This is a genomic window from Desulforamulus aquiferis (genome assembly GCF_030577015.1).
Taxonomy (GTDB): domain Bacteria; phylum Bacillota; class Desulfotomaculia; order Desulfotomaculales; family Desulfotomaculaceae; genus Desulfotomaculum; species Desulfotomaculum aquiferis.
Genome location: NZ_JARPTC010000022.1, coordinates 33,255 through 59,961 on the forward strand (window position 1 = coordinate 33,255; position 26,707 = coordinate 59,961).

Annotated in this window: 19 protein-coding genes; 6 read left to right on the plus strand and 13 right to left on the minus strand. The window is 41.2% G+C overall.

From position 1 onward, the window contains the following. Position 1 precedes the first annotated feature (1 nt). The 4 genes from P6N53_RS15025 to P6N53_RS15040 all read right to left on the minus strand — a co-directional run bounded on the left by P6N53_RS15025 (position 2) and on the right by P6N53_RS15040 (position 6,775). Positions 2–1,069, minus strand: a complete 1,068-nt coding sequence (locus P6N53_RS15025; RefSeq protein ID WP_304544607.1) for a glucose-1-phosphate thymidylyltransferase — start codon at positions 1,067–1,069, stop codon at positions 2–4. A 16-nt stretch (positions 1,070–1,085) separates the two neighbouring features. Next, positions 1,086–5,090, minus strand: a complete 4,005-nt coding sequence (locus P6N53_RS15030) for a glycosyltransferase (protein ID WP_304544609.1) — start codon at positions 5,088–5,090, stop codon at positions 1,086–1,088. Between the two features lie 149 nt (positions 5,091–5,239). Next, positions 5,240–5,752 (minus strand): hypothetical protein, encoded by a 513-nt coding sequence (locus P6N53_RS15035; protein WP_304544611.1) that lies wholly within the window; start codon positions 5,750–5,752, stop codon positions 5,240–5,242. A 294-nt stretch (positions 5,753–6,046) separates the two neighbouring features. After that, positions 6,047–6,775 (minus strand): hypothetical protein, encoded by a 729-nt coding sequence (locus P6N53_RS15040; protein ID WP_304544613.1) that lies wholly within the window; start codon positions 6,773–6,775, stop codon positions 6,047–6,049. Between the two features lie 217 nt (positions 6,776–6,992). Here P6N53_RS15040 and thrC point away from each other — a divergent pair, with 217 nt between their 5' ends. The 4 genes from thrC (at position 6,993) to ehuA (ending at position 11,009) form a co-directional block, all read left to right on the plus strand. After that, complete coding sequence (gene thrC / locus P6N53_RS15045; RefSeq protein WP_304544614.1) at positions 6,993–8,492, plus strand: threonine synthase; 1,500 nt, start codon at positions 6,993–6,995, stop codon at positions 8,490–8,492. Between the two features lie 178 nt (positions 8,493–8,670). Next, positions 8,671–9,504, plus strand: coding sequence for an amino acid ABC transporter substrate-binding protein (locus P6N53_RS15050; protein WP_304544615.1), 834 nt, complete (start codon positions 8,671–8,673; stop codon positions 9,502–9,504). Between the two features lie 29 nt (positions 9,505–9,533). Then, positions 9,534–10,205 carry an amino acid ABC transporter permease gene (locus P6N53_RS15055; protein ID WP_304544616.1) on the plus strand — a complete coding sequence of 224 codons (672 nt, stop codon included), beginning with the start codon at positions 9,534–9,536 and terminating at the stop codon, positions 10,203–10,205. 12 nt (positions 10,206–10,217) lie between these two features. Further along, the gene (gene ehuA / locus P6N53_RS15060) at positions 10,218–11,009 is read left to right on the plus strand and encodes an ectoine/hydroxyectoine ABC transporter ATP-binding protein EhuA (RefSeq protein WP_304544617.1); all 792 of its coding nucleotides are present in this window, start codon (positions 10,218–10,220) and stop codon (positions 11,007–11,009) included. Between the two features lie 104 nt (positions 11,010–11,113). On the opposite strand, the gene P6N53_RS15065 is transcribed toward ehuA, so the two are convergent. The 7 genes from P6N53_RS15065 to glgP all read right to left on the minus strand — a co-directional run bounded on the left by P6N53_RS15065 (position 11,114) and on the right by glgP (position 22,711). Beyond that, positions 11,114–12,769 carry a Na/Pi cotransporter family protein gene (locus P6N53_RS15065; protein ID WP_304544618.1) on the minus strand — a complete coding sequence of 552 codons (1,656 nt, stop codon included), beginning with the start codon at positions 12,767–12,769 and terminating at the stop codon, positions 11,114–11,116. Between the two features lie 212 nt (positions 12,770–12,981). After that, positions 12,982–14,424 (minus strand): amino acid permease, encoded by a 1,443-nt coding sequence (locus tag P6N53_RS15070; protein WP_304544620.1) that lies wholly within the window; start codon positions 14,422–14,424, stop codon positions 12,982–12,984. A gap of 236 nt (positions 14,425–14,660) precedes the next feature. Continuing rightward, the gene (locus tag P6N53_RS15075) at positions 14,661–15,926 is read right to left on the minus strand and encodes a (Fe-S)-binding protein (protein ID WP_304544622.1); all 1,266 of its coding nucleotides are present in this window, start codon (positions 15,924–15,926) and stop codon (positions 14,661–14,663) included. A gap of 11 nt (positions 15,927–15,937) precedes the next feature. Further along, entirely contained in the window at positions 15,938–17,317 is a 1,380-nt protein-coding gene (locus P6N53_RS15080; protein WP_304544624.1) for an FAD-binding oxidoreductase, read from the minus strand. Between the two features lie 318 nt (positions 17,318–17,635). After that, on the minus strand, positions 17,636–18,088 hold the full coding sequence (locus P6N53_RS15085; protein ID WP_304544625.1) for a YaiI/YqxD family protein: 453 nt from the start codon (positions 18,086–18,088) through the stop codon (positions 17,636–17,638). Between the two features lie 48 nt (positions 18,089–18,136). Next, on the minus strand, positions 18,137–20,023 hold the full coding sequence (locus tag P6N53_RS15090) for a cell division protein FtsA (protein ID WP_304544626.1): 1,887 nt from the start codon (positions 20,021–20,023) through the stop codon (positions 18,137–18,139). Positions 20,024–20,167: 144 nt separating this feature from the next. Next, positions 20,168–22,711, minus strand: coding sequence for an alpha-glucan family phosphorylase (gene glgP / locus P6N53_RS15095; RefSeq protein WP_304544627.1), 2,544 nt, complete (start codon positions 22,709–22,711; stop codon positions 20,168–20,170). A 223-nt stretch (positions 22,712–22,934) separates the two neighbouring features. On the opposite strand from glgP, the gene P6N53_RS15100 reads away from it, so the two are divergent. Further along, a complete protein-coding gene (locus tag P6N53_RS15100) occupies positions 22,935–23,687 on the plus strand; it encodes a PRC-barrel domain-containing protein (protein WP_304544628.1) in 753 nt (250 codons plus the stop codon). A gap of 320 nt (positions 23,688–24,007) precedes the next feature. On the opposite strand, the gene P6N53_RS15105 is transcribed toward P6N53_RS15100, so the two are convergent. Together P6N53_RS15105 and P6N53_RS15110 are read right to left on the minus strand one after the other, a co-directional pair. Then, on the minus strand, positions 24,008–24,244 hold the full coding sequence (locus P6N53_RS15105) for a SelT/SelW/SelH family (seleno)protein (RefSeq protein WP_304544630.1): 237 nt from the start codon (positions 24,242–24,244) through the stop codon (positions 24,008–24,010). A gap of 51 nt (positions 24,245–24,295) precedes the next feature. Beyond that, positions 24,296–25,246: a PLP-dependent cysteine synthase family protein gene (locus P6N53_RS15110; protein ID WP_304544632.1), complete on the minus strand. Its 951-nt coding sequence runs from the start codon at positions 25,244–25,246 to the stop codon at positions 24,296–24,298. Positions 25,247–25,467: 221 nt separating this feature from the next. On the opposite strand from P6N53_RS15110, the gene trpB reads away from it, so the two are divergent. Continuing rightward, the gene (trpB, locus tag P6N53_RS15115; RefSeq protein ID WP_304544634.1) at positions 25,468–26,640 is read left to right on the plus strand and encodes a tryptophan synthase subunit beta; all 1,173 of its coding nucleotides are present in this window, start codon (positions 25,468–25,470) and stop codon (positions 26,638–26,640) included. The last annotated feature ends 67 nt before the right edge of the window (positions 26,641–26,707 follow it).

The following is a 26,707-nucleotide window of genomic DNA, read 5'->3' on the forward strand; positions in this document are numbered from 1 at the left end:
TCTACAGGGTAATTTCAGAGTCATCTCCAACTAAAAGCCTTAATGCCCTTCCCCTACTTTCCTTACGATAAACTCTGCTGTTATAGCCAATTAGACTATCTTCGATTCTCTCCACATTTTTCAGATGGCAGTTATCTAGAATCACTGCATGCTCAACAGACACATCCTCAACTATGCTCCCATTGCCCAGGGCCGTATAGGGACCAATAAAGGAATTTTTTATTGTTACGTTACTTCCCACAATAACGGGACCCCGTATGATACTGTTGCTTACCCTTGAACCGATACCCACCTCGACACGGCCTGAAATGATGCTTTGATCATCAATTTCCCCCTGAATATTATAGGTAGCATATTCATCCAAAACCACACGATTTGCTTCAAGAATATCGTCTTTTTTGCCAGTATCCAACCACCAGCCGTGCAGAATTTTAGCCTCCACAATAAAATTCATATTAATAAGTTCCTGAATCGCGTCAGTTATTTCTAATTCCCCACGCCAGGAGGGCTTAATTCTATCTATGGCCTTATGGATAACCGGCCTGAACAGGTAGACTCCTATTAAGGCTAAATCGCTTGGGGGATGCTGAGGTTTTTCCAATAGTCTGATAACCCGGCTATCCTGCCCAAGTACTGCTACCCCAAATTGCCTGGGATCCTTCACCCTTTTTAATAGAATGATGGCATCTGACGGGGAATTGATAAAATCCTGAACCAATTCACGGACGCCGCCCTGGATCAAATTATCCCCCAGAAACATGAGAAAGGGCGAATCCCCCAAAAAGTCCTTGGCAGTTGTCACAGCGTGGGCTAGCCCTGCAGGCTTATCCTGCAGGATGTAGGTGATGCCAGCTCCCCAGTTGGCCCCGTCTCCCACCGCTTCCCTTACACTGCCTCCTGTTTCAGGAGAAACAACAATCCCAATATCCTTAATTCCTGCATTAAGAATCTGTTCTAAAACGAAATGAAGTATAGGTTTATTGGTCACCGGGATCAGTTGTTTTGCGGTAGTATAGGTCAAGGGCCTAAGCCTCGTACCAGTACCACCGGAAAGTATTAATGCCTTCATAATCTTCCCTCCGCTGTCATAAAGGACAATAGTGCTGCTCCTTATTAAATCCCCCGGTAATAATATCCAAGGGGTTATAGCTCATAGGTGGATAAACATCCAGGGCTAAATTCCACTTTTCTGCAAATTTATTCCAATTTGTCTCAATTAACTCTTTGTAATCAATCTTAGCCCCTGTAAAGGTTTTACTACCAAAGTGGTGAATAAAAACACTGCTGCAAACAACAATTTTATAACCGGCTAGGCGGGTTCGGATACAATAGTCATCATCTTCATAATTACCAATCCCAAAGCGCAAATCAAAACCACCAATATGGTCTACCACTTCTTTTTTGATGAGCATACATAGTCCAATAACACGATTTATTTCAAAACTGCTAGTAGCATATTTTGCTGCCAGCTCAGCCGCAAACAAATGCATTCCTTCCAGGTCTTGATAAGGGACCTCTTTTATTAATTGTGCTCCGGCAATCCAATTGGATCGGGGCCCTACTATACCTATCTCCTCACTGGAACTTGCCAATTTTAGCATTCTAGTCAGCCAACCAGAAGTGACTACAACATCATTGTTAAGGATTAACACAAACTCTCCCTTAGCAATAGCCATTCCCTGATTACAGGCGGCTCCAAAGCCGAGATTATTAGAATTATTTATTATCTGTATGTTTTTGTGAACCCCAGCTAGATAATTAAAATACTCATTGGTTCCATCTTCTGATCCATTGTTAACCAATATCAGCTCGAAGGGCTCCTTGGTATGCTCAAAAACGCTAGCCAGGCAAAGTTTCGTATATTCAACCTGGTTATAACAGGGTATGACAATACTGGTAAGAGGGTTAACACTTGTTTTTATATCAGGTTCTATTTTTCCTAACCATTTAGCGTGAAAATGGCAAATATTAGAATCTATATGATTAAATCTTCCTTCACTCACTGACTCATAGTGGTATAATACGCTATGGGGACAGTAAATAACCCGGTACCCCTTTTGCCTTACTTTTAAGCACAGGTCCACATCCTCGTATCCATTAACGTAGGCCTCATCAAAACAACCCACGTCAAAGAAAAGTTCTCTCCTTATCAGGATACAGGCACCAGTAACAACCTGTAGCTCCCTAAACCTGTTGGCCTCTTGAAAATCTCCCGGTTTACGGTGAAAAATATGAAAGGGTGTAAGGGGCCAGGGTGCATTTTCAGCAATAGCTACCCCGGCATGCTGAATAGTTCCGTCAGGAAACAATAGCTTGCTGCCAACAATGCCTACATCACTTTGATTTTCAATAATACTAACTAAATTATCTAACCAGCCCGAAAGAGAGACAGTATCATTATTCAAGAAGACAAGATATTTACCCTTAGCCAATTTCGCACCTTGATTAGACGCTCTGGCAAAGCCTAAGTTTTCTTGATTATAAATAACTTTGAAATTTGCCGGTAGCCCATGAAGATATGCCTTTGTACCATCCCTTGAACCATTGTCTATTATAATGATTTCAATTCCCCTAAGATCAAGGGTATTATTTAAGCTGTTGATACACATCCTGGTATACTCCAGCTTGTTATAAACCGGTATAACTATAGATACCAGGGGATTAGATTCAAACTGATCTATGTCATCTTTTTGGGGCTGTACACCTTCATCATGAATCCAATTACCTACAACTTCATAATATAGTTCTTCCAATTGCTCTACTTCTTCTTTTAAAGTAAATACCTTTGTTTGGCCCGCTCCCAATGTTAAGCTATTTAATAGATTTTGGTCAGTGATTATCCGGTGAACTGCATTTCTTAATTCTTGCCAGCTACCTACCGGAAATAACAAACCATTAATATTATCCTTTACTATTTCATTGATACCAAAGGTTTCTGCAGCAATTATGGGTTTACCGTAAATGAGGAATTCCCTTGCAGTAAGACAATAGGTTTCAAAATATGACGGAACTATCCCCACATCGGCAGTTTTCATAATAGCCCCAATATCATCAGGGGTGTAAGTTCCAGCATACTTGATTTTTCCTTTTGATAGCTTTTCTAGTTCTTTTATTTGTTTCATTTCTGTGGAATGATGCACTTGACCATAAATGTTTAACGTAAAATTTTCCTGAAGAATTTCTTCATCCCTTAATGCTTGACATAAAATATCCAGACCCTTATGTTTAGCTATACTGCCAATGAATACTAACCTGGTTTCTTCTGTTCTATTATCACAATATCCATCTTCTTTCCCGGCAGTTCTAATCCCAATGGGTAAAACGGTTTCTTTTTTGTTCGGGCCAGTGAAGTTGTGCAGATAGCTTTGCCAATTTAAGCTGGGGAATAATAGTAAACTAATATGCTTTTGATATAAATAATTAATATGGCTTAGCCGTGCATAAAACTTGCCAAGTAAATTAGCTTTGTTTTTAATAGAGTATATTTCATTTGTGGGATATCGTTTCCTGAGGAAGCAATCCGAACACTTTTCTGCACTTGCACCCATGCATAATTTTAGTTCATTTGATTCATTTACCCTAAAAAATGAATTAACAGGTGTTGTTGCAAAATAACAAAAATCCACCAAATCATGCATTTCCCTAACTACCGGTATTCCCCTATCTGAAAATATCTGTATAACCTTTGGATTCATAAAAAGAAGGTTGTTTATATGAGCTAGATCCGGTTTAAAATCGTTAATTACCTTCTCTACCTCTTCGAAATAATCACTATGCTGTTTAAAAAAATCATTTTGAAGCCAACTGGAATGTTCGATTTTAGGGATTTTGTAAATTGTTAAATGATCAAGGATTATCCTTTCTGCCTTTTCTTGGGACTGAGGAATCATTACAGCTACACTATGTCCCCTTTGTCTCAGTTCAGTGGCCTGATTGTATGTCACAATAGGTACGCCGCTTTTTTCTAGGGGGTAGATATTGTGAGAAACAAATAGGGTTCTTAATGGTCTCCGGTTAACCAATTCCTTATTTTTTAAGTCTATTTCACCTTGTTTTCTCAAATCCTTTGGGGAAGCAATTATTAAATAAAGATCTGTGTTTTTAAGATTTGTATTTTCTTCTTTAGAAAAATGAAATCCAAAAGGACTATTTACATTTCTCGATTCCATTAGCAATAGCTCGAAGGAATAAAAGTATTTAGTAAAGAATTTTTTGATCTTTTCTAATGTCCAATTGGTAACATGATCTGAGTTGTATTCAATGCCATGAACCCTGGCATCAGGCAAGGATATGGCCAATAAACCATCTTCGTCAAGGACATCTAACAACCGAAAAAGAAAACCCTCGGCATCCTCAACATGTTCCATTGTTTCAATACTTACAACGGCATTATATTTACAACCTTGCTTATTTAAGGAAAATTCTTCGAGGGAATTTTGTATATAATTAACATTGTTCTTTAAATTTAACAGTGTTGCATACTCAATTGCTTCCTTATCCATATCAACGCCCGTTACAGTTACAAGACTGCTATCCCCCAGTATTACAGACCCATAACCGCTGCCGCAGGCGCAGTCTAATATAGAAATATTAGTCTCCGGGAACCTATTATCTATAAATTTTTTTACCTCACGATAAATATCCATAAACTTTAAGGTTAGAACATAATCCTCAAGTCCTATAACGGCCCTCCGATGAGGATTGCCATTTTTAATATGATCAAAAACTGGAAAATTCCTTGCAGTTTCTGTAAACCTATAGCGGGGCTGCCAATCTATTTTCTTGTTATCTTGGAGGATTTGTGCAATTAGCTTAATACTCTGCATATAAATTTGCAATTTAACGTTATTGTTTAAATCCATAAGAATAGAATCAAAAATAATTAGTGGAGAAGTCTCTTTATTTTCTACCACCAGTTCATTAAGTAATACTGGAATCACTAGGTTTGACTCTAAATTTGCCAAGAGTAAATCAAAAAAAATTCTTTTTTGAACTTTTTTAATATTTAAGGCTAAGACCTGCCATTGTGCCTCAGGAATTTTGTCGTAAATTTGAAATTTACTAAACTCATGACTAAACCTAAATAACATATTTTTATCTTCCTTTTAGAAAATTAGACTAAGAAAAAAACCCCGACTTGTAAGCCCGGGGAACTATTTTTACAAAGAAAACTTGGCTTCCGCAAAGCCTTTAGGCGTCGGCGGAAGCCTTAGTTGCCCTTGTGCGTATCAGAAAGTATTTATACTTTCTGATACGCAAATAAAGGCTGTAATATCGCCCTCTGCTTAAAGCCACTTTTAACCTTAGGCTTTTCAGTCTCATTAATTTCTTTAACAGGATCAGTGCTGACTGGTAAAGTGGTAATTATATTAACCTTTGTAGAACGTTTTCTCATTACTAATGTAGAAACTCCTGCGGCAGCCAGGCCAAGGATAAGTAGTCCCGCAATAATAACTATGGCTGTAGGCTTAGTTGACAGGCTCTCCATAAATCCCATATTTATCGGCTTCTTTGGAGCTTTAGGTTCTGCCCCTGCCTCATTGATTATATTGTCAAACTCCTCCAACCACTCTTTATCTTCTCCCGGTCCCAATTCGAAAACCCCATCACAAAAACTTGTGTTATTTTTAGTTTTTTTAACTTTTGCCTTCTTAGGCTCAGTATGAGGAAGTTCCCCGTTATCTAATGTATTGTTTAAATTCTCTTCAACAACTTGATCAACTATTTTTACAATGTCATCTATAAAACCCATAATCACCACCCCCAAAAGTATTTTGTAAATACAATAATTATTGCTGTGGGTATTTACAAAATAGTGATTTTCTTACAAAATCTGCTTTTACATAATATTTATACCCTGGGAATATAGTGACAGGAAATCGTGAAGTAACCAAGAAAAAACTTGATTTGCACCAAGTCCCTTACACCTATGTAAAATGCCCCCTTAGGTTAACAGCTTTTAAACTATTACCATAAGAGAGCATATCAAAGCAACTCCCAGAATAAGAAAAGGATATATTGTCCCGCAACACACTCGCCCAATTAATTATTCTTCATCTAAAGAACTTGAATCCCTTTCAAATTCCGCTACTGCCTGCTCAACATACTCATCCAGCTTCTGCACCAACTCAAATTCACTGTCATCGACTCCTAAGCCCTGAACTTCATCCCTAATAATGCCATTTCCTTTAGAAATAAAGCCGCATTTATCTTCTTTAGAAAGCTTTACAACTGGCCCTCCCATTACACCAGTTATTATAACGTCGCGTTCCTGGAAGAGCTTAACCCTAACATTAAATTTAACCAGATTTACGATTAAAGTTAAGCGAGGATCTAATTTTTTTTGATTAAAGACTTTAATAAAGCATGCGCAAGGCTCTACCTCTACACAGGAACCCTGTGCCTTCTGAAAGTCTTCGAGGGAAACATGTTTCCCATACTTAAGAGTTGAGAAAAACTCCCTATGCTTAATTTCCTTGACAAAGCAGGATTGAAAAGTCTTACAGTAGGGGGCACCAACCTTAGGGAAGATCTTTAAAGAAATTATATAGTCCACATACAAAAGTACCTTGTCGCACTCAAAGGCTATAGACCTTTTGATAACTTCTACATTCTCACATTCTGCCCGGCAGATATTAGATGGAAATGCAAAAATGTTGGTATCCTTAAATGCATTCTTTCCCACCTGTCTGTGAATACCAAATACCACGGGAACGCAGATGTCTATGGGGGAGCCTTTTTTAAATGAGCAACCAAAATTACACTCTTCGCTCACACTAGTTCCTCCTTTAAATATAAATGTGTTTTCCCTACCATAATATTCCACATCTTTTATTGTGTTACGGCATTCTTCCATAATTATGTTAATTTGTAAATAATTAATTAAGATTTCAGTACATAATGTATACAATTGCATTGTTTCTTTACTAAGCTGCAATTTTATTGTTTAATGTAAGTTATAATTACTCATACCTGTTTAGGAGGCCGACTTAATGAATTACGAAAGTACCCGGGGGAATTCGCCGGCTGTCTCTTCTGCTGAGGCTATAAAGCTTGGTATAGCACCAGACGGTGGATTATTTGTGCCTGAAAAGAACACAACCCTAAGCCAGCAGGAGATTCTTGATTTAGTACCCCTTTCTTATACCGGAAGAGCTTTAGCAATTCTTAAACCTTATCTAACTGATTTCACCGAAGGGGAATTATTAGAATGTGTTGAGGCTGCCTATGGCGGAGGTAAATTTGATTCGGTGGATGTTGCTCCAGTGAAGCTTTTAACCCCGGATCTATCTATATTGGAACTATGGCATGGGCCAACTTGCGCCTTTAAGGATATGGCCCTGCAAATACTACCTCAGTTCCTGGTAAGGGCAGTAACTAAAACTAGCGAAAAGGCTCAAATCGTTATACTGGTGGCTACATCCGGTGATACCGGCAAAGCTGCCTTGGACGGCTTTGCCGATGTTAAAGGCACAAGCATCATCGTCTTCTTTCCCCAGGAAGGCGTTAGCGAAGTTCAAAGAATGCAAATGGTTACCCAGGAAGGTAAGAATGTAAGCGTCATCGCTGTCAAGGGCAACTTTGATGATGCCCAAAGTGGAGTAAAACAGGTCTTTGGTGATAAAGACTTTAATGCAAAATTAAACAGCGAGGGCTTAAGCCTTTCTTCCGCCAACTCCATTAACTGGGGACGACTGGTGCCCCAAATAGTCTATTATTTTTCTGCCTATGCAGATTTGCTAAAAACAGGCGCTATTAACGATGGTGAAAGAATTAATTTTGTTATCCCAACTGGCAACTTTGGCAATATCCTGGCCGGGTATTATGCACGTGTAATGGGTTTGCCTATAAATCGCTTGATCTGTGCAGCCAATGCAAATAATGTATTAACCGACTTTATCAGAACCGGAACCTATAATCGAAATAGGGATTTTCTCAAAACCAACTCACCTTCAATGGATATCTTAATTTCGAGCAACCTGGAGAGGTTACTTTACGAAATCACAGGACGAAATGCTGAAAAAATAAGACAATGGATGAATTTATTAAAGGATGAGGGAGCTTACACAGTAGATCCCGAAACCATGGAATTAATCACTAGTGTGTTCTGGTCTGATTTTGCAGATGATCGAGAGACCCTTGAGACCATTAAGGATGTCTGGGAGCAACATAACTACCTGATGGATACCCATACTGCTGTGGCAGTAAACGTACTGGAAAAATACCGGACTTCCACAGGCGACACTACTAAGGCTGTCATTGCCTCAACCGCCAGCCCCTTCAAGTTTAATGAAAGTGTTGCCAGGGCTATCATGGGCAGTGAAGCTATCCTGGGAAAAACAGATTTTGAACTGCTAAATGATCTGGCCTCCTTTACCGGCTGGCAGGTGCCCAGGGGCCTTAGGGGCCTAGATCAGCGCCCTGTACTGCATCAAGAAGTAACAGGCAAAGGGCAAATCGGCGAAGCAGTCAAGAAGGTTTTGCTCCCTTAAGCCTACAGTCAAATAAGTGACAATATTTTAGACAGAGCCATTCCTTGGCTCTGTCTGTCTTTTTTCATCGTCAATTGCGACAAAACTGTACAATTTTTGATATATTGACCTGTACACTTTAGTTAGTTAAAATGATAGAGTAATATTAAATTAATACATAAATGAAGGAGAATGTGAGATGAAAAAGAAAGGTTTGTGGCTGTTAGTACTTATCCTCTCCCTCACCCTGGTGGTAACAGGCTGCGGCGGTGGAACTGAAAATGAGAAGGCAGCAGAACCGGCTAAGCAAGGAGAAAAGAACACCTGGGAGTTAATTCAGGAAAAGGGTGTTTTAGTGGCAGGTCTGGATGATACCTTCGCTCCTATGGGTTATAGGGATGAAAATAATAACCTGATTGGCTTTGATATTGACATGGGGGAAGAGCTTGGCAAACGTCTTGGTGTGAAAATTGAGTGGCAGCCAACCCAATGGGATGGAGTAATTTTAGCCCTTGATTCCAAAAGATTTGATATTATCCTCTCCGGCATGACCGTAACCGAGAAAAGAAAAGAATCCATCAACTTCTCTACCCCCTATGTAAACGACGGCCTGGTAATGGTAGTTAAAAAGGGTACCACCGGTTTTAATACCGCAGAAGATTTAATGGATAAGGTAGTTGGCACCCAGGCTGGCAGTTCCGGAGAAGAGGCTGTCAAAAAGATGGAGGGCCTTAAGGATACAAAACTATACAAAACCTATCCTGATGCTTTCAACGACCTGCAGGTTGGTCGTATCCCCGTGGTTGTTTGTGATGCAATGACTGCTGGACACTACCTGGGAAAACGTGCTGACACCTTCGAGGTGGTTGGTGACCAACTGACAAAAGAGCCTATGGCCATTGGTATTCGCAAATCTGATCCAGAACTTAAAGAAGCAATTGATAAAGCACTTGCAGAGATGCAAAAGGATGGTACCCTTACAGCCATTTCCATGAAGTGGTTCCAAAAGGATATCACTACTCAAGCAGAATAGCATAAATAATTACTAAGGTTGGTGGAGTCATGCATTTAGGCCCCCTGGACATTGACTTTATCTTAACAATACTCCCAAACTTACTTACGGGAGCATTTATGACAATCAAACTTACTTTCTTTGCCATTGTCTTTGGGACCATTATAGGCTTGTTTGTCGCCCTGGCCAAAATATCTGGTATTAAGGTACTTAGATGGGCAGGGGGAATATACACCTGGGTAATCAGGGGTATCCCCCTGCTCCTTCAATTAATGTTTCTTTACTATGGTTTAGCCTTTGCAGGAATCCTACTGGATGAATTTACAGTGGCCATCATTGGATTATCAGTTTGCGGTGGTGCCTATATAGCCGAAATTATCCGGGCAGGTATTCTTTCCATCGACAGAGGTCAAATGGAGGCAGCCATGTCCCTGGGTATGTCCTATGCCCAGGCCATGCGCAGGGTTATACTGCCTCAGGCCTATCGCAGGCTGTTACCTCCCATGGGTAATGAATTTATCACCCTGATGAAAGACAGTGCCCTGGTTTCCGTTATCTGTATGACAGAACTTCTAAGGGCGGCTACCCTTCTACAAAATGCAACCTTTAGACCAATAGAGATATTTGTCACTGCCGGTTTAATGTACCTCATCATGACTACCTTCTTTACTGCCATATTCAACCGGCTGGAAAAAAGGTTGGCAGTTTCTGACGGGGAATAGGGGGTAACTTCAATGATTACGGCTCAGAACGTAAATAAAACCTTCGGACAGCTTCAGGTATTAAAGGGAGTAAACTTGGAGGTACAGCAGGGTGAGGTTGTTGTCATTATAGGACCCAGTGGTTCTGGTAAGAGCACCCTCTTACGCTGCATCAACCATCTAGAAGCCATTGATGATGGTAATATAATCTTCGACGGGCAACCAGTGGCCTTCAAGGAATTACCCGGAGGCAAAAGAATCCCTGTTAAAGGAAATGAAGTATATAGGCTCAGAAGACAAATCGGTATGGTTTTTCAAAGATTTAACCTCTTCCCTCACATGACCGCATTAAGTAATGTGATGGAAGGCCCGGTTACCGTACTGGGTGTTGCAAAGGGTGAAGCTCGACGACTAGCTGAAAACCTTCTTTCAAAGGTGGGCTTAGCCAACAAGGCAAACAGCTACCCAAGCCAACTTTCGGGCGGACAACAGCAGCGGGTTGCCATTGCCAGGGCTTTAGCCATGAATCCTAAGGTGATGTTATTTGATGAACCGACCAGTGCCTTAGATCCTGAACTGGTGGGTGAGGTACTAAATGTGATTAAAGATTTAGCCTCTGAAGGCATGACCATGCTGGTAGTTACCCACGAAATGGGCTTTGCCAGGGAGGTAGCCGACAGAGTGGTATTTATGGATGAAGGTAGGATCATTGAAACAGGCGTACCGGAACAAATCTTTTCTTCACCGAAACACCCTCGCACCAGGGAATTTCTCAGCAACGTTATTAGAAACTACGACAATCAGTCTCCTTCCCAGGTAGTTTAGCTTGAAGAAATCTAGCCAGTTGAAAGTCTTTTAGTAACTGTTCTCCTTTGATAATGTTATAAATGATTAAAATGGAGAACCCCATTGTGAGGTTCTCCATTCTATTATACTGTTTGGAAATTTGCATCCTCATGCCATGTACCTGTTATTTCTCGTCTAAGGTTTAAAATGATTTGATTTAAATGTTCGCTTATCCTTAAATAAGAATTAATTAAATCCATATGGATAAAGCTGGTCTTTTCTGTCTCAGGAGCACCCTTTTTCATCCTGGCTATATGGCTCATTCTTAAGCGAAACTCTAAATCAATAATGTCATCATATAATATTTTGCCTTTTTGCATTAGAGCGGTATTATTCGTAGCTAAGGCAACATTAACAATTTGTAGAAGTTCTAACACCTTTCCGTGAATTGCCTTAATCTCTTCTCTCCCGCTGACGGAAAATTCTAGATTTCTGATATTCATGTTTTCTGCCTTACTTAAGATGTTTCTTTCCACAACATCCCCAATAAATTCGTATTCACGAATAACGTTTACTAAGCCCATGGCCCTGCCAAAATCTTCTTTCACAAGATTATGCCTTAATAACTGGGTGAGATATTTAATTGTAGCTATGGATAGCACGTCAACACGATCCTCTTTTTCGTATATCTTGTCAGCATGATCTTGACTGTAACATTCAAAAAGGGAATATATAGGCTTTATCATCTCTGACACGAGATCTGAAATTCTAACGGTTTCCCTTGTTGCCATACCTATAGCAAAATCAGGACTGGATAAAAGTGTTTCATCCAGGTATTTGGGTGCCATATCAACACCGGCTGTACTTTTATCTGGAACAAGAACCTCGAGTAGTCTAGCAAATTGCCGTGTAAAGGGAAGAAAAAGAGTCGCTATTATTACATTGAAAAATGTATGAGTGTTGGCAACCTGAAATCCCCTTGACTGTGTGATCATTTGCATCATGGTACCTATATGAGAAATGAATGGCAAGAACAACAATACCCCTGTAACCTTAAACAGTAAGTGAGCCATAGCGACCCTCTGTGCCTCTTTCGACGACCCTAAGCTAGAGAGTATAGCGGTAAAGGCTGTTCCAATATTAGCCCCTAATAGCATATATATGGCCGCATCGAGGAGTATAAGATTTTGCATGGCCAGCAACATTATAATCCCTATTGTTGCAGCACTGCTGGCGATAAGAAAAGTAAAAACTGCAGCAATCAATATGTCTAAAACCGGATATGAACTAACTTTAAGTAACATGGCACTGACTGAAGGATCATTCTTTAGTGGATGCATTGTGTCAGCCATCAGTTTAAGTCCTAAGAAGAGGAGTCCAAATCCCAAAAATATTAAGGCAAATCGTTTTCTCTTAGTTGTTTTAGAAAAAAGAAAAACAAAGGAGCTGATAAATATTATTGGCAATGACAATTCAGTAGCCTTTAACGCTATTAATTGTGCTGTAACAGTGCTGCCAATGTCAGCGCCCAAAATAACCGGTAGTGTTTCTATTAGGGTAATAATCCCGGCACTTGTTAATCCCACTAATAATACCATTGTTGCTGTGCTGCTCTGAAATAGTAATGTAATAGAGGTCCCTAAAGCAACGCCTATGAGCTTATTCTTGGTAACCAACAGTAATACTTCACGAAGTTTTTTCCCCGCCACTTTTTGGAGATTATCTTTTAGTAACGACATACCATAAAGTAATAATCCCACTCCGCCAATCATACTTAAAATCGCCTCATGCCAGTTCAATTTTGTCACCTCCAATTAGAAACCTTTTAGGTAATGTTATCTCTTCTAGGCAAATAAATAAAGTAGTTTTCACTAAAATAGAAAAAGGACTATGATGAAGGTTTATGCTTCGTCACAGCCCTTATATTTATGAGACCTATTAAGCAAGTAATAAATAATTTATCTAGTGAAAAACGAGACAGGGGCGGTTCTTTGACTCATTTAGTCTATTATCATACCTTAAATAAATCCTCGTACTTAACCCTTTTTACATCCATGGGTTTGAGTTTGTGTCCCCATACTTTATACCAGATGATCGGAATCATCAACAGGGGCACACCGATATAAAAGGATGCACGCAATTCCTCGTTCAGGGCTATTACTGCCAGACAGGCTACCTGTATCCATATGGCAAAGTGAGTCAAATAAGGAAACAGTGGAGTGCGATATTTGAGCTTATTAATATCATAGCCGGATTTTTCAAGTCTACGGCGGAAATTGAGCTGGGACCAGCAAATTGAGATCCAGGCAATGGCTCCGGTGAAGCCGGATAATGCCAATAGGTAGGTAAAGATTACTTCACTTGTGTCAAAGGTGTAGGCTATAACACCCACCCAGCAGCCTAAGACTGAAAGTATGGTGGCATTTTGCGGTACACTGTTCTTGTTAAGTTTGCCCAACCAGGCAGGAGCCATTCCTTCACGGGCCAGTGCGTATACAGCCCTGGTGCAGCCATAGAGACCGGAGTTGGAGCATGAGATAGCCGCTGTAAGCACCACAAAGGAAAACAATCCTCCAGCCCATTGAAAGCCGTGGTGATTGAGGGCTGCAGCAAAGACACTCTCTTCCAGACCTGCTTTGTTCCAAGGATAAATGCATACCAATAAAAATACCGGTATAACATACAGGGCGACAATTCGCCAGGTTACATTTCTAATGGCCACAGGGATTGTTTTTTCCGGCTCTTTACTCTCCCCAGCGGCCAGGCCAATTATCTCGGAACCCTGGAAATTAACCAGAATTATCACCATGGTTAAAAATATGGCCCAGGAACCCTTAGGTATAAAGCCACCTTCACCTAATAAAACAGAGCTGCCCATAAAACCTTCTTTACCAATTACTCCAAGGAAAATTAACCCCGCCATAATGACAAACATGATTATGGCCATTATTTTTATAATAGCCAGCCAAAATTCCATTTCTCCAAAGGTGCCAACATAGGATAAATTAATGATGGTGATGATTAAACCAAAGAATACGGCCCACCATAGGGTTCCGACAGAGGGAAAAAAGAAATTCATTATAATTCCTGCCGCAATCATTTCCGCAGGAACATAGGTGACCCAGGTAAGCCAGTAGGACCATCCTACACCACAAGCCCAGGAGGGTGAGATAAAATCATTGGCGTAGGTTACAAAGGAACTGGAAATAGGTACCGCCACAGCCAGTTCTCCCAAACAGAGCATAACACAAAGTACAATCAATCCGCCAAGTAAGTAGGCCAAAGATGCCGCCGGCCCAACAGAATCTATTACATAACCTGTACCTAAAAAATATCCGCTGCCAATAATTCCCCCCAAGGCTATCAATTGCAAATGCCTAGCCTTTAAACCCCTCTGAAGTTCTTGCCCGGCTACCATGTCCCTTGATAAAAGTACTGCTTCTTTGACCTGCATATACCTTTCCCCTTCCCTTCCCATTCCAAATGGGCTAACTAAATTTAATCCAGCCTAGCCCCGGTTTGAGACGGAAAGTTAGGCAAAATACCATTATTTATTCGACTTAAATTACAATCATCCTTCTTGCTAAAAATCTATTTTTCCGTTATCTTGTCGACCTATGTAGGAAAATAATTAAGCACAGCCGCTATCTAAACGGCTGTGCTTTTAGACCCTTCAATACTAAATACTTACTATTTTTGATATGCCTTTTGTACAAGCTCTATAATGTGCATTACATTTTGCCCCATTTTTTCTTGGGTCAAACCATCTTCCAGCTGCATCCGACAAGAGCCACAGGCAGTTATTACGGTATTGGCACCTGTCCCTGATATATCATCCAGCTTCTTGCCAAGGATTTGGTAGGATACTGGATAATTTGTTAAGCTGAAGGAACCTGCACCACCACAGCACCTGTTGGGTGCCTTCATTGCTTGATAGTTCAATCCAGGTATAGAGGTCAAAATCTGCATCGGTTGCTTAGTTACACCCATTCCTCTACCTAAATGGCAGGGCTCATGATAGGTTACTTTCATGGGAACATTGGCCAACTTGGAGAAGTCTACCTTTAACACATCCACTAAAAACTGGGAAATATCATAGGTCTTAGCTCCTAGGGCTTTGGCCTTTTCATGGTATGCTCCTTCCTTTTCCAGAAGCTCAGCATATCTATGTTTGAAGGATTCCCCACAGGTTCCACAAACTGTAACTATAGCATCTACCTTTTCTTTACTGAATAAATCAACGTGGGATTTGGCCATCTCCCGGCCGGTCTCAACATCCCCGTTAATTACCGCAGGAGCACCGCAACAGTGCTGACCCTTAGGGAAAAATACTTCAACACCTTCACGGTTTAGCACATCAATCACTGCTTGACCCACAGAAGTATAGATATAGTTAGTCACACAACCACTAAAGAAGGCTACCTTCATACGTGGGTTCTTTACCTTATTACTCTCCTCAACCAGGGACTTTAGGGGTTGGGCGGCCAGGGGAGGTAAGACCCTGCGTGACTCAATACCTATGGGAAAACGCGGGCTCATGCCCTTGTCTTTCTTACTAAAGACCAATCCCTGGAAGGTTCCACCCATTCGAAGGCCTAGATCAAACAGTTTGGGATGTCTTAAAAGGGTAAAGGCTGCCTTTTTTGCTGTGGGCAAACCCTTTTGGCGTGCTAACTCTGCCCTAGCTGCCAGGACAATCTTATGGGGCTTAACGCCACAGGGACAGTTTGCCGCACAGGCCTCACAGGTTAAACAAAGATCAAATCGTTTGGCTATGCCTGGTGTATATCCAATCTCTCCCTTTAATACAGCCTCTGCCAGTCTAATCTTCCCCCTGGCAACACTTGCTTCCGCTTTGGTTTCTTTATATATGGGGCATACAGCCTGGCAATTACCACATTTCATGCATTTTAGCAATTCTTCCTCGATCTCTTTTATTCCGTCGTAAATAGCCATATGTTCCCCCCCTATTTAAACATTTTGCCGGGATTTAAAATATTCTCCGGGTCAAGGGCTTGCTTGACTTTACGCATAACATCAACACCCTGCTCACCAAATTCCAGGGGTAGATACTTAGCCTTAGCAATACCTATTCCATGTTCACCACTAATGGTTCCACCCAATTCCAGGGCTACTTTGAAAATTTCATCCACGGCCTGGTGAACTCTCTTCATTTCCTCGGTATCTCTGGCATCAGTCAGGATGGTTGGGTGCAGGTTACCATCTCCGGCATGGCCAAAGGTACCAATCTGGAGATTATATTTCTTAGCAATATTCTGAAGGGCAACCAGCATATCGGTCAGCCTGCTCCGTGGCACAGTGGCATCCTCTAATACCGTGGTGGGCTTAACCTGGGCCAGGGCAGGTAGTGCCGAACGGCGTGCAGCCCATAGACCATCCCGCTCCTTATCATCCTTAGCAACCTTGATTTTACCTTTATTCTTCTCCACAACCTTAATTACAGTTGCAGCTTCACGTTCCACAACTTCAGGAATGCCGTCTACTTCAATTAATAACAGTGCCTCAGCATCGGTAGGTAAACCAATCTTGGCAAAGTTCTCTACGGTACGTATGGTTACATTATCCATAATTTCCATGGTAGCAGGAATTACTTTACTGCGTACGATTTCAGTTACAGCGTTTCCAGCATCGGCCAAGCTCTCAAAGGTGGCCAGCATAGCCTTTTTGGCCTCTGGTGCCGGGATCAGCTTAACGGTAATTTCAGTAATAACACCAAGGGTACCTTCTGCTCCGGTGAACAGTTTAACCATATCATAGGCAGTTACATTTTTAACTGTTTTGCCACCAAAGCGGACAACAGTTCCATCTGCCATAACAACTTCCACACCCATAACATAATGCTTGGTAACTCCGTATTTTAATCCCCTTAAACCACCGGAACACTCAGATACACTGCCTCCCATGGTGGCGGTGGCCACAGTGCCTGGGTCAGGAGGATAAATTAGGCCAAAGGGTGCTACAGCATTATTAAGATCCTGTATAATAACTCCCGGTTGAACTACTGCCACAAGATTATCCGCATCAATTTCAACAATTTTATCCATACCCTTCATTGATAGGACAATGCCACCCTGAAGGGGAATGGTTCCGCCGCTTAAGTTGGTCCCAGAACCCCTGGGGTAAATAGGCAGCTTAAACTCCCTGGCAACCTTAATTACTTCAACTACTTGGTTAATATTTTGGGGAACTACCACTACATCAGGGACTTGACTGGGCATATCCGCAGTTGCATCAAAGGAATAGCAAAGCAAATCCTCTGCCTCAGTTATTACGTTTTCTTTGCCCAATGCCTTGGTTAATGCTTCCATAGCCTGTGCCTTTACCATAACATTACCCCCTACTTATTAAAGTTATTGCTATCTTATCAAAAAATTATGGCAACTTGTTGGAGGGAACCATTTGTCTGACGGCATGGTGGTATGACCCAACCGTTGCCCAATTTTCTTAATTTTTTACAATCTAACAAAGATTTCGACATAAATATATCAAAACCTTCAATAATTGAAAATTTTGTTTTAGTATCTTTTTATTTTTCAGAATAATCTTAGCATAGATGTTTTAGAATTTCTATACCTGCTTAATCAAATTTATCAGGCAAATTTTAATAATTATACTACCAAATAACAATAATACCCTTTAACTTATTAAGTATGAGTAACTATCTCTTTTATTAGTTTTCTAAGTTGCGACTCAAAATGATGGTCATCCTCGGCAGACCGTTTACGAGGACCTTTGGTCCTGCCACCAGTTCTACGAAATTTTGCCTTAGCTTCCCTTTCTTCCAGCATAAAGTCTATGGTTTCTTCTTTAAATATCTTTCCCCAGGGTGAAATTGCCCCAGCACCTTTGGACAATACCATAGCAGCAAGACCCCAGTCCTGGGTTATTACAATATCGCCCCTTTTGGTTAAGTTCATTACCTGAATATCTGCCTCCTGGGAAGCATTTCCCACCGTTATATGGTTTGCAGAAGAAATATTATGATTAAAGCTGGCTACCGTCCATAATTCCAGGCCAACCTGCAGACAAATCTTTTGTGCACTAGCCAAAACACTTTTTGGGCATGCATCTGCATCTACAATTACCTTTTTTAGCATGGTGTATTCCTCTTCTTTATCAGCCTTGGTTTTACCACTCTTTAAACCTTACCATATAATCTCAATATTATCCCCATCCCGGAGCACATCAGTATATTCAGCCTTTTCCCCATTATGTTTCAGTTCAAAATTCCCTGTAAAATTAGCTAAATCAATGTTAAAGTAGTTAAAGATGTCTATTAATATATATTCTTTACCACCGCTCATTTCTATCCTTTGTCCATTTACAGTGACCTGAATTTTATTATCTTTCCCAGGGGCCTTTTCAATTGTTTTTCCACTGGTCCCGATATCTTTTTTAAGCTTCTGCACTTCATTTAAGTTTAATTCAAGTACATCCCCGAATTTTATAAGTTGTTCGCCATTAACTCTATTCCCATTAAGGGTACATTCCACTTCATTAACATTCAATTTGGTTATATCCCCAAAAATCTCACTGAAAAAGTCGGCCACCTTAGCAACGGCATCTTTTCCATTAACAGACTCAACTACCTTTATAATATCCCCGTCGGATATAGGTGTCTGTAAGTTTGCCGGTTTATTATTCACTGTTATTTCTGCAGGTTTAGACATTTCTCCATATACAGTTCGGGACTTGCCATTTAGAGTAAACCTAATGTCTTTACCATTCTGCCCCAATAGTTCCCTGGGGCTCAGTTCAATAAAGGCTAAGGCATTGATCACATTAAGCTGCCTTGTATTAAATAAAGTAAAAGATTTCTCATTCACCGTTACTGTTATAAAGTTTCGGCCTAATTTCTTGGCAGCTACTGCTGCAATTCCCACCACAGTAACTCCTTCAGGTCCACTCAAAACATTTTTCTTTACATCAGTAAGATTAGTAATGTTGGACCTCTCTCTAATGACTACCCGCTGGGGCGCCAATCCCAGTTTATTTGCAAGCTTATTAGTTAAATCAGGAACCTGTGAACCACCACCTACACACATTACCGATTTTGGGGCTGCTCCCCCGTTAAGTGTAACTATATTGGCTGCTATTTCTTCGGCAAGCTTGTTAATAGAAGGGCTCAAAAGATTAAGCAGATGTTCTTTATTGATCGTCATTGACAGGCCCAGTACATCTTGGTAGTCTATTTTGTCCTGGGAATTAATACTCCTCTTAATTTGCTCTGCAGTCATAAAGTCAACCATAAGGTTTTCCATTAATATTTCAGTTATTTCATCCCCAGCCGTTGGTACCATACCATAGGCTTTCACAGAGCCGTCACTTGTAATTGCAATGTCGGATGTGCCTGCCCCTATATCTACCAGGGCCAGGTTTAAAAGTCTCAGTTGTTCGGGAATTACCACTTCACAGGCTGCTATGGGTTCTAATGTTAAATATAGGGGCTCAAGGTTAACCCTGGCCAGCACTGCATACAAGCTATTTACCACTGAGGCAGGTAAAAAAGTAGCCAATACATCGGCGGCAATGTTTTTCCCCCGATGACCCACAAGATTCCCAATGGGATAATTATTTAAATAGTAGGATATCACACTATGACCTACACAATAGAAATTTTCACTATCCCTTTGCTCGGCTTCTTGTTCTAATATTCTCTGGGCCATCTGAACCCCGGTTAATTCAAGGGTATTAATCATTAATGGCTCGATTTCAACTGCATCTGGTATCTCTTGGTCTACTCTGCACTTGATAGTCTTAAGGGATCTACCGGCAGCTGCTATGGCTACCCTTTTGACTTTATATTTAAGTTTTTTTTCTAATTCAGCTATAACCTTTTCCACAGCAGAGGCCACTTTAGGTATATCATGAATTTGTCCGTCTAACATGGCTCTGCTTTGATGCTCCACCATAGCCTGGTGTAAAACCTTAATACTACCTTCTTGAACCAAACCAACCAATCCGATTACAGTTCTTGTGCCAATATCCAGTGCAAATATGGTGTTTTCTTCATCATACTTAATTTTAGGCATACTAAAGTCCTCTCCGGATATTTTATTAGAAATTGTTTCGACAATTTCTAAAATATTACCTTCCAAAAAGAAAAATTCCTTGATAATGTTAGGATTAAATTACAAGCTCCCTGGTCACTGACCAGGGAGCTTGTAATTTAACTTTTAAAAATTATTGGCCCAGCTTGCCAGGGGCAGTTCAAATCTGGTTGCTAAATAGGGATTTTCCGGTCTTACCCTTACGGTAAAGCCACAGGTTCCTTGGTCAAGCTTAAAGCCCCCCCGGTAATTATAGGCCCCTTCACTAAACTTTTCATGCACATCAAGGGGAATGGTTTTAATTTCAGTTAGAGCATGATCTCCTTCACAACCATGCACAACTTCCACCACCACATCCTTAGGCGGAATAGGTCCCAGGTAAACACTTGCCGCCAAATCCAAGGTCTCCCCTACTTTAATATTCTTATCAATATTAGCATCAACAGATTTAACCGTTACATAATGCCAATTATCCTTAATAAACCTTTTATAATCCTGTAGTTGGCTGGCCACCTGAAAATTATTTACAGAAAACTGCTCACCTCGATTGGCCACTTGGCTGTAAAAACGGTCAGTATATTCTTTTACCATCCGCTCAGTGCTAAACTGAGGTGTTATTGTTTTAATACAGTTTTTCATGATGCCTATCCATTCCCTGGGATAACCATCGGATTTATTATAGTAAGCTGGAATTATTTGATTTTCAAGGATTGAGTACAAGTGGTAGGCGTCATCCCTATCCTGTTCTTCCTCAGTGCGATAACCAGTTTCCTCCCCAATGGAAAAGCCGTTTTGCCTATTGTAAGCCTCGGGCCACCAACCGTCTAGCACGCTACAATTTATAACACCGTTAGCAGCAGCTTTCATGCCGCTGGTTCCACTGGCTTCCATGGGCCAGCGGGGTGTATTGAGCCACATATCTACACCCTGTACCAGATGCCTTGCCACATTCATATCATAATTCTCAATAAAGATGATTTTACCTTTAAAGGGTTCTTCCCGGGATAAGTCAAAAATCTGTTTTATTAGCTCTTGGCCTGAGCGATCCGCTGGATGGGCTTTACCAGCAAAAATAATTTGAATAGGACGTTCCGGGTCAGAAAATAGCCTGGCTAATCTTTCCCGGTCCCTCATAAGGAGAGTAGCCCTTTTATAGGTTGCAAATCTACGGGCAAAACCGATAGTAAAGGCCTCCGGATTTAAATACTCTTCTATAGCACGTATTTCCTCTGCAGACTCTTGGTTACGGTTCTTTTGATTACGCAATATCCCCCGGACAAAATTAATAGCTTTTTTCTTTAAATCTAGGTGAGTTGACCATATCTTTTCATCGGGAATTTTATCTATTGACTCCCAGGTATTTTTATTACTAACATCTGCACTCCAATGATGGCCTAAATATGAATCAAACAAGTCCCTGATTTCTTTGGCCAACCATGTGGTGGTGTGGATGCCATTAGTAACTGAAAATACCGGTACTTCCTCTACCGGAATACTTTGATAGAGGTAGTGAAACATTTTTCTGGTTACTTCCCCGTGCAGTTTACTTACCCCGTTGCAGTAGGCGGCCAGATTCATGGCTAAAATAGTCATATTAAAGGACTGTCGTTTTGGGTCCCAACCCAAATTCATAAACCCCTCCCTATCTAAACCAAGGGGTTCATAATAGCTGTTAAGGTAGTAATTTACCTTGTCTGTATCAAAAACGTCGTGCCCTGCCGGTACCGGAGTATGGGTGGTAAATACTGTACTGGCTCTGACAGCCTCTTTGGCAGTTGCCAAAGGTACTCCAGACTGCACCAATTCCTTAAGCCTTTCTATACACAAAAAGGCCGCATGCCCTTCGTTTATGTGCCAAGCCGCCGGATTAATACCCAGTTGTCTCAGGGCTTTTACTCCTCCAATTCCTAGAATTATCTCCTGGGAAATCCGTGTATCCCGATCTCCTCCATAAAGCTGGGCCGTTAGCTGCCGATCATTTGTTTTGTTTAAAGTAATGTCAGCATCCATTAAATAAAGCTTGATGCGTCCAACTTGAACTTCCCATACCTTAAGGTATACGGTTTTACCAGGCAAATCTACTCCAACGATGATCTCTTTTCCTTCTGCATTCAAGGACGGCTTGACAGGCATTTCGTTATAATTTTGAAAGGGATAATGGGCCTCCTGCCAACCTGCCCGGTTTATATGCTGGGTAAAATACCCTTGTTTATAAAGGAGTCCGATCCCCACTAAGGGAACTCCAATATCGCTGGCGGCTTTACAATGATCGCCTGCTAATACTCCTAACCCGCCGGAGTAGATAGGTAATGATTCGTGTAGGCCAAACTCAGCAGAAAAATAAGCAACTACCCTATTTGACAAATTTGGATACTTATTATTAAACCAGGTATCAGCCTTCATATATTGATCCATTTCAGCTATAACCTTATCATAGAGGGCAGTATACTCCGGGTCACTGGCCACGCCTTCAAGTTCTTGGGAATTTACTTCCAAAAGCAGTTTAACCGGATTATGATTTAGCTCCTTCCACTTGTCTTTATTAATACGTTGGAATAACTCAATGGCCTCGGGGTTCCAGCTAAACCAAAGGTTACATGACAGTTCCTTTAATCTTCCAATTCGGTCAGGCAGGGTTGGGCTTACAGTAATGGTGCGAAAATAATACACGGCGTCCCCTCCAATACTTTAGTTCTTAATGGAAAAGTTTTTATATGATGTTTTATTATTTTTCAAAAAACTAATACGTTTCTAGTTTGCCAAAGAACATATACAAGCTATGCATTATAAAAAATAAAGTTGGCGATTAATATGTTTGTGTTACTCGCAGGATTATTTTATAAAATCACGTATTATAAAAACCATGCCCTATTTGGGTGAAAGGGGTATTGGCATGAAATATAAGGGACAGATTACAGGCTTAGAAGTTTTTAGCATTGTAGAAGTTGCCTTCCTGGGCAAAGTTGCAGATTTGTTGATAAATCCTGACAGTGGCATGATCGATTTCTTGGTAATTGAGCCTGAAATAAAATTTCTTGAATATAGATTGGTTGCTTTTAATGATGTGGCTGGCTTTGGCCAAGATGCTTTAACAGTTGAAACATCTGCAAAGGTTAAAAATATTTCTTCCGACCCACATGCCTTAGGGCTGCTATATAATGGAGTCAATGTAGTTGGGGCTAAGGTGATGACCCGCAGCGGCAGATTTAGCGGTGTAATTGATGAGATATTGATTGACGAAAATTCCGGCAAGATTACTGAATGCAGGTGGATTAGTGATAATAAAAAATCTGGTTTTATCCCAAATAATCTTATTATTAACTTTGGCAAGGATCTGCTAATTGTTGATGATGAGTTTGAGTCATCTATCTCCAATACCACCCCTGATCAAATAGCTCCCCTTCAGGTTGTTACTAAGCTAGAAAAGGCTTATGGATCCAGGTTTAACCCCCTTGAAGTGAAAGAACTTGTCCCTTTTTCAAAGCCAAAACCTTACCTGGTTGGCCGGTTAGTACTAACGGATATCCTTGCGGAGGATGGTAATATAATTGCCCAATCAGGGGATGTTGTTACCCAGGAGATGATTGAACGGGCAGTTGCGGCAGACAAATATGTTGACCTGACTCTAAATACCCGGGATAAATAAAGGTCCTGGTTTTGGCCAGGACCTCAGATTGCTGAGAAACTACCTATATTCGGGTTTTAATAATCCCTCACGACTCCCCTCTCCGCAGTGGACAGCGCTAATCGCTTGCTTCGGGCGAAAATGGGCCGCCTTCGAGTAAACATCGTGTTTACCTCAGGCTTGAGCGGACGTCCATGTCCGCTCACCCATTTTCGCATCCTCAGCTTCGCGAAGCGCTGTTTCCACTGCTCCGAATGTCGCTGCTCGGGATTATTAAAACCCAGTTGTAGCTTTTTAATAATCAGAGATCCTGGCTTTTTGCCAGGACCTTTTGTTACACACTAAATTGTTAATTTGTTCATGATATCCATCTTTTCAGGAAAACGACCAATTTCCTTTTTTGAGTAAATAAGTTCACCATTTAGCCTAACCTCAAATACTCCCCCACTGGATGGAATAAGCTCAAAGGAAGAAATTCTATTGCGGTAGGCCCTTAACAGGGTTTCGGCCAAACTGGCCGCTTTGGGTAAATAACCTCAAGAAGTGCAGTACTCAATAGATAGTTTTATTTCGTTCATTTCCAGTCCCTCCCAAAAGTTCATTATGTTTATTTATTGCATTATACAATATTACTTAAATAAATCTGTACTCAAATATTTCATGCCACTATCACAGAGAATTGTAGCTATTCTGGTACCTGGATCACACCATCCTGCCATCCTTATTGCAGCCGCTACATTACCTCCGGCAGTATACCCCACCAAAAGCCCTTCCTCCGTGGCCAGCCTGCGTGCAGCCCTAATTGCTTCACCATCAGTCACAGTTATATATCCGTCACATAACTCCGGCTGCCAAAGTTCAGGAACCTTACCATAACTTGAGCCCTGAAGTACGTGCTTAGGATCTGTTACCGGCTTTCCTGCCAATACCGGAGCAGATGCTGGTTCAACTACCCAGCACTTTATATTGGGGTCCTTTTCCTTAAGGGCAGTGGCTATTCCTGTAAAGGTTCCTGAGGTTCCCACCACATCAAGGAAGTAATCAATCTTTCCTTCCATTTGCTCCCATATTTCCTGGGCGGTGGTGCTATAGTGTCCTAAACAATTACTGGGATTGTGAAACTGATTGATCCAAAAAGCATTGAGTTGTTTCTCCAATTCCTTGGCCCTTTGCTCAACCAATTCAAGATCCTTACCTGTGACCTGCCCAGGCTTTCCCCCTTCACCTTGGGGAACAAGTTCTACTTTAGCCCCTAGGGCCCGTAAAATTTGACGACGTTCCGGGCTGTTGCCTTCAGACATCACGGCCACAAACCTATATCCTTTAATGGCACAGACAATGGCTAGCCCTATCCCTGTATTACCACTGGTTTCCTCCAATACTGTATCGCCAGGCTTTAACCTTCCCGCTTGCTCAGCATCCTCAATCATTCTCAAGGCAATTCTATCCTTCATGCTGCCGCCTGGGTTCATAAATTCTGCTTTAGCAAAGATTTTAGCGGGTAAGTCTTTACCTACGCGTCCTAACTCAATTAATGGAGTATTTCCGATAGCCTGGATTACCGAAGTACATGATCTCAAGATTTATACCTCCATGTGCGTGTAATATTTCCATTTTTAGCCATCTTCTTACATATTACATGGTTAGACTTCCCAAATCAATAAAGAAGATTTCCCTATAGACAACAATTCATTGAAATTTTTGTGTCAATTATGTTACAATCCTCTTAGTTTGTTTAAAATGTTGAATAGTTTTCGTCAGTTGTAGTTTAGTTTTCAAAAAAAGAAGAGGAGTAGATGAGATGAGTACTAAGGGTTATTTCGGCGAATTTGGTGGTGCTTTCGTTCCTGACGCACTTAAGGGAGTATTAGATGACCTTGAATCCGCATTTCTGAAATATAAAGATGAGCCGGATTTTATCAATGAGTTAAATTACTATTTGCAGGAGTATGTAGGCCGCCCCAATCCATTATATTTTGCCCAACGGTTATCTAATAAATTGGGCGGTGCGAAAATTTATTTAAAGAGGGAAGATCTAAACCATACCGGTTCCCATAAAATCAATAACGTATTAGGCCAGGTATTGTTGGCTAAAAGAATGGGTGTTAAGAGAGTAATTGCCGAAACAGGCGCCGGACAACATGGGGTTGCCACCGCAACAGCCTGTGCAATGTTCAACATGGAATGTGTAATTTATATGGGTGAAGAAGATACAAAGCGCCAGGCACTTAATGTATTTAGAATGGAACTCCTTGGAGCCAAAGTCGTCCCCGTTACCACTGGGACCAGGACTCTAAAGGATGCTGTAGATGTGGCCTTACAGGATTTGGTGGCCAATGCAGCTAATACCTATTATATGCTTGGATCTGCAGTGGGGCCACACCCCTACCCTTTGATCGTAAGACACTTTCAATCAATCATTGGCAGTGAAGCTAAAAAGCAGATTATGCAAAAGGAAGGCCGTCTCCCCGATTACCTGATTGCTTGTGTTGGTGGGGGCAGTAATGCCATTGGTCTATTTTTCCCCTTCCTTGAGGATAAAGAAGTTTCCATTATTGGTGTAGAACCCGGTGGTAAAGGTCTTGCCACAGGTCAGCACGCAGCACCCCTATGTGCAGGAAAACCTGGAATCTTGCACGGCTTTAAATGCTATGTAATGCAGGATGAGAGCGGCGAGCCTTTAGCCACCCACTCAATTTCTGCAGGCCTTGACTACCCGGGGGTAGGACCTGAGCACAGTTATTTAAAGGCCAGCGGCAGGGCTGAATATGTGGCCATAGATGATCACGAAGCCCTGGCTGCCTTCCAGGAACTATCCCGCCAGGAAGGAATAATTCCTGCCTTGGAAAGTGCCCACGCCGTTGCCCAGGCCATTAAATTAGCCCCCCAGCTCAGCCAAGATAAAATCATCGTCGTAAACATTTCCGGACGCGGAGATAAGGATGTAGAACAAGTCTTCCACATGCTAAGATAAACAAAACAACCAGTGAGTCAGGAACCAGGGACAGTTCTTGACTCACTTTTTTTGAAAAAGTCCAAGA

Bases quoted from the DNA above. Each gene is read 5' to 3' on its own strand.
- P6N53_RS15035 (WP_304544611.1), bottom strand. From the start codon at position 5,752: ATGGGTTTTATAGATGACATTGTAAAAATAGTTGATCAAGTTGTTGAA.
- trpB (WP_304544634.1), top strand. From the start codon at position 25,468: ATGAGTACTAAGGGTTATTTCGGCGAATTTGGTGGTGCTTTCGTTCCT.
- thrC (WP_304544614.1), top strand. From the start codon at position 6,993: ATGAATTACGAAAGTACCCGGGGGAATTCGCCGGCTGTCTCTTCTGCT.
- P6N53_RS15085 (WP_304544625.1), bottom strand. From the start codon at position 18,088: ATGCTAAAAAAGGTAATTGTAGATGCAGATGCATGCCCAAAAAGTGTT.
- P6N53_RS15055 (WP_304544616.1), top strand. From the start codon at position 9,534: ATGCATTTAGGCCCCCTGGACATTGACTTTATCTTAACAATACTCCCA.
- P6N53_RS15090 (WP_304544626.1), bottom strand. From the start codon at position 20,023: ATGCCTAAAATTAAGTATGATGAAGAAAACACCATATTTGCACTGGAT.
- P6N53_RS15070 (WP_304544620.1), bottom strand. From the start codon at position 14,424: ATGCAGGTCAAAGAAGCAGTACTTTTATCAAGGGACATGGTAGCCGGG.
- ehuA (WP_304544617.1), top strand. From the start codon at position 10,218: ATGATTACGGCTCAGAACGTAAATAAAACCTTCGGACAGCTTCAGGTA.
- P6N53_RS15050 (WP_304544615.1), top strand. From the start codon at position 8,671: ATGAAAAAGAAAGGTTTGTGGCTGTTAGTACTTATCCTCTCCCTCACC.
- P6N53_RS15075 (WP_304544622.1), bottom strand. From the start codon at position 15,926: ATGGCTATTTACGACGGAATAAAAGAGATCGAGGAAGAATTGCTAAAA.
- P6N53_RS15100 (WP_304544628.1), top strand. From the start codon at position 22,935: ATGAAATATAAGGGACAGATTACAGGCTTAGAAGTTTTTAGCATTGTA.
- P6N53_RS15080 (WP_304544624.1), bottom strand. From the start codon at position 17,317: ATGGTAAAGGCACAGGCTATGGAAGCATTAACCAAGGCATTGGGCAAA.
- P6N53_RS15030 (WP_304544609.1), bottom strand. From the start codon at position 5,090: ATGTTATTTAGGTTTAGTCATGAGTTTAGTAAATTTCAAATTTACGAC.
- P6N53_RS15025 (WP_304544607.1), bottom strand. From the start codon at position 1,069: ATGAAGGCATTAATACTTTCCGGTGGTACTGGTACGAGGCTTAGGCCC.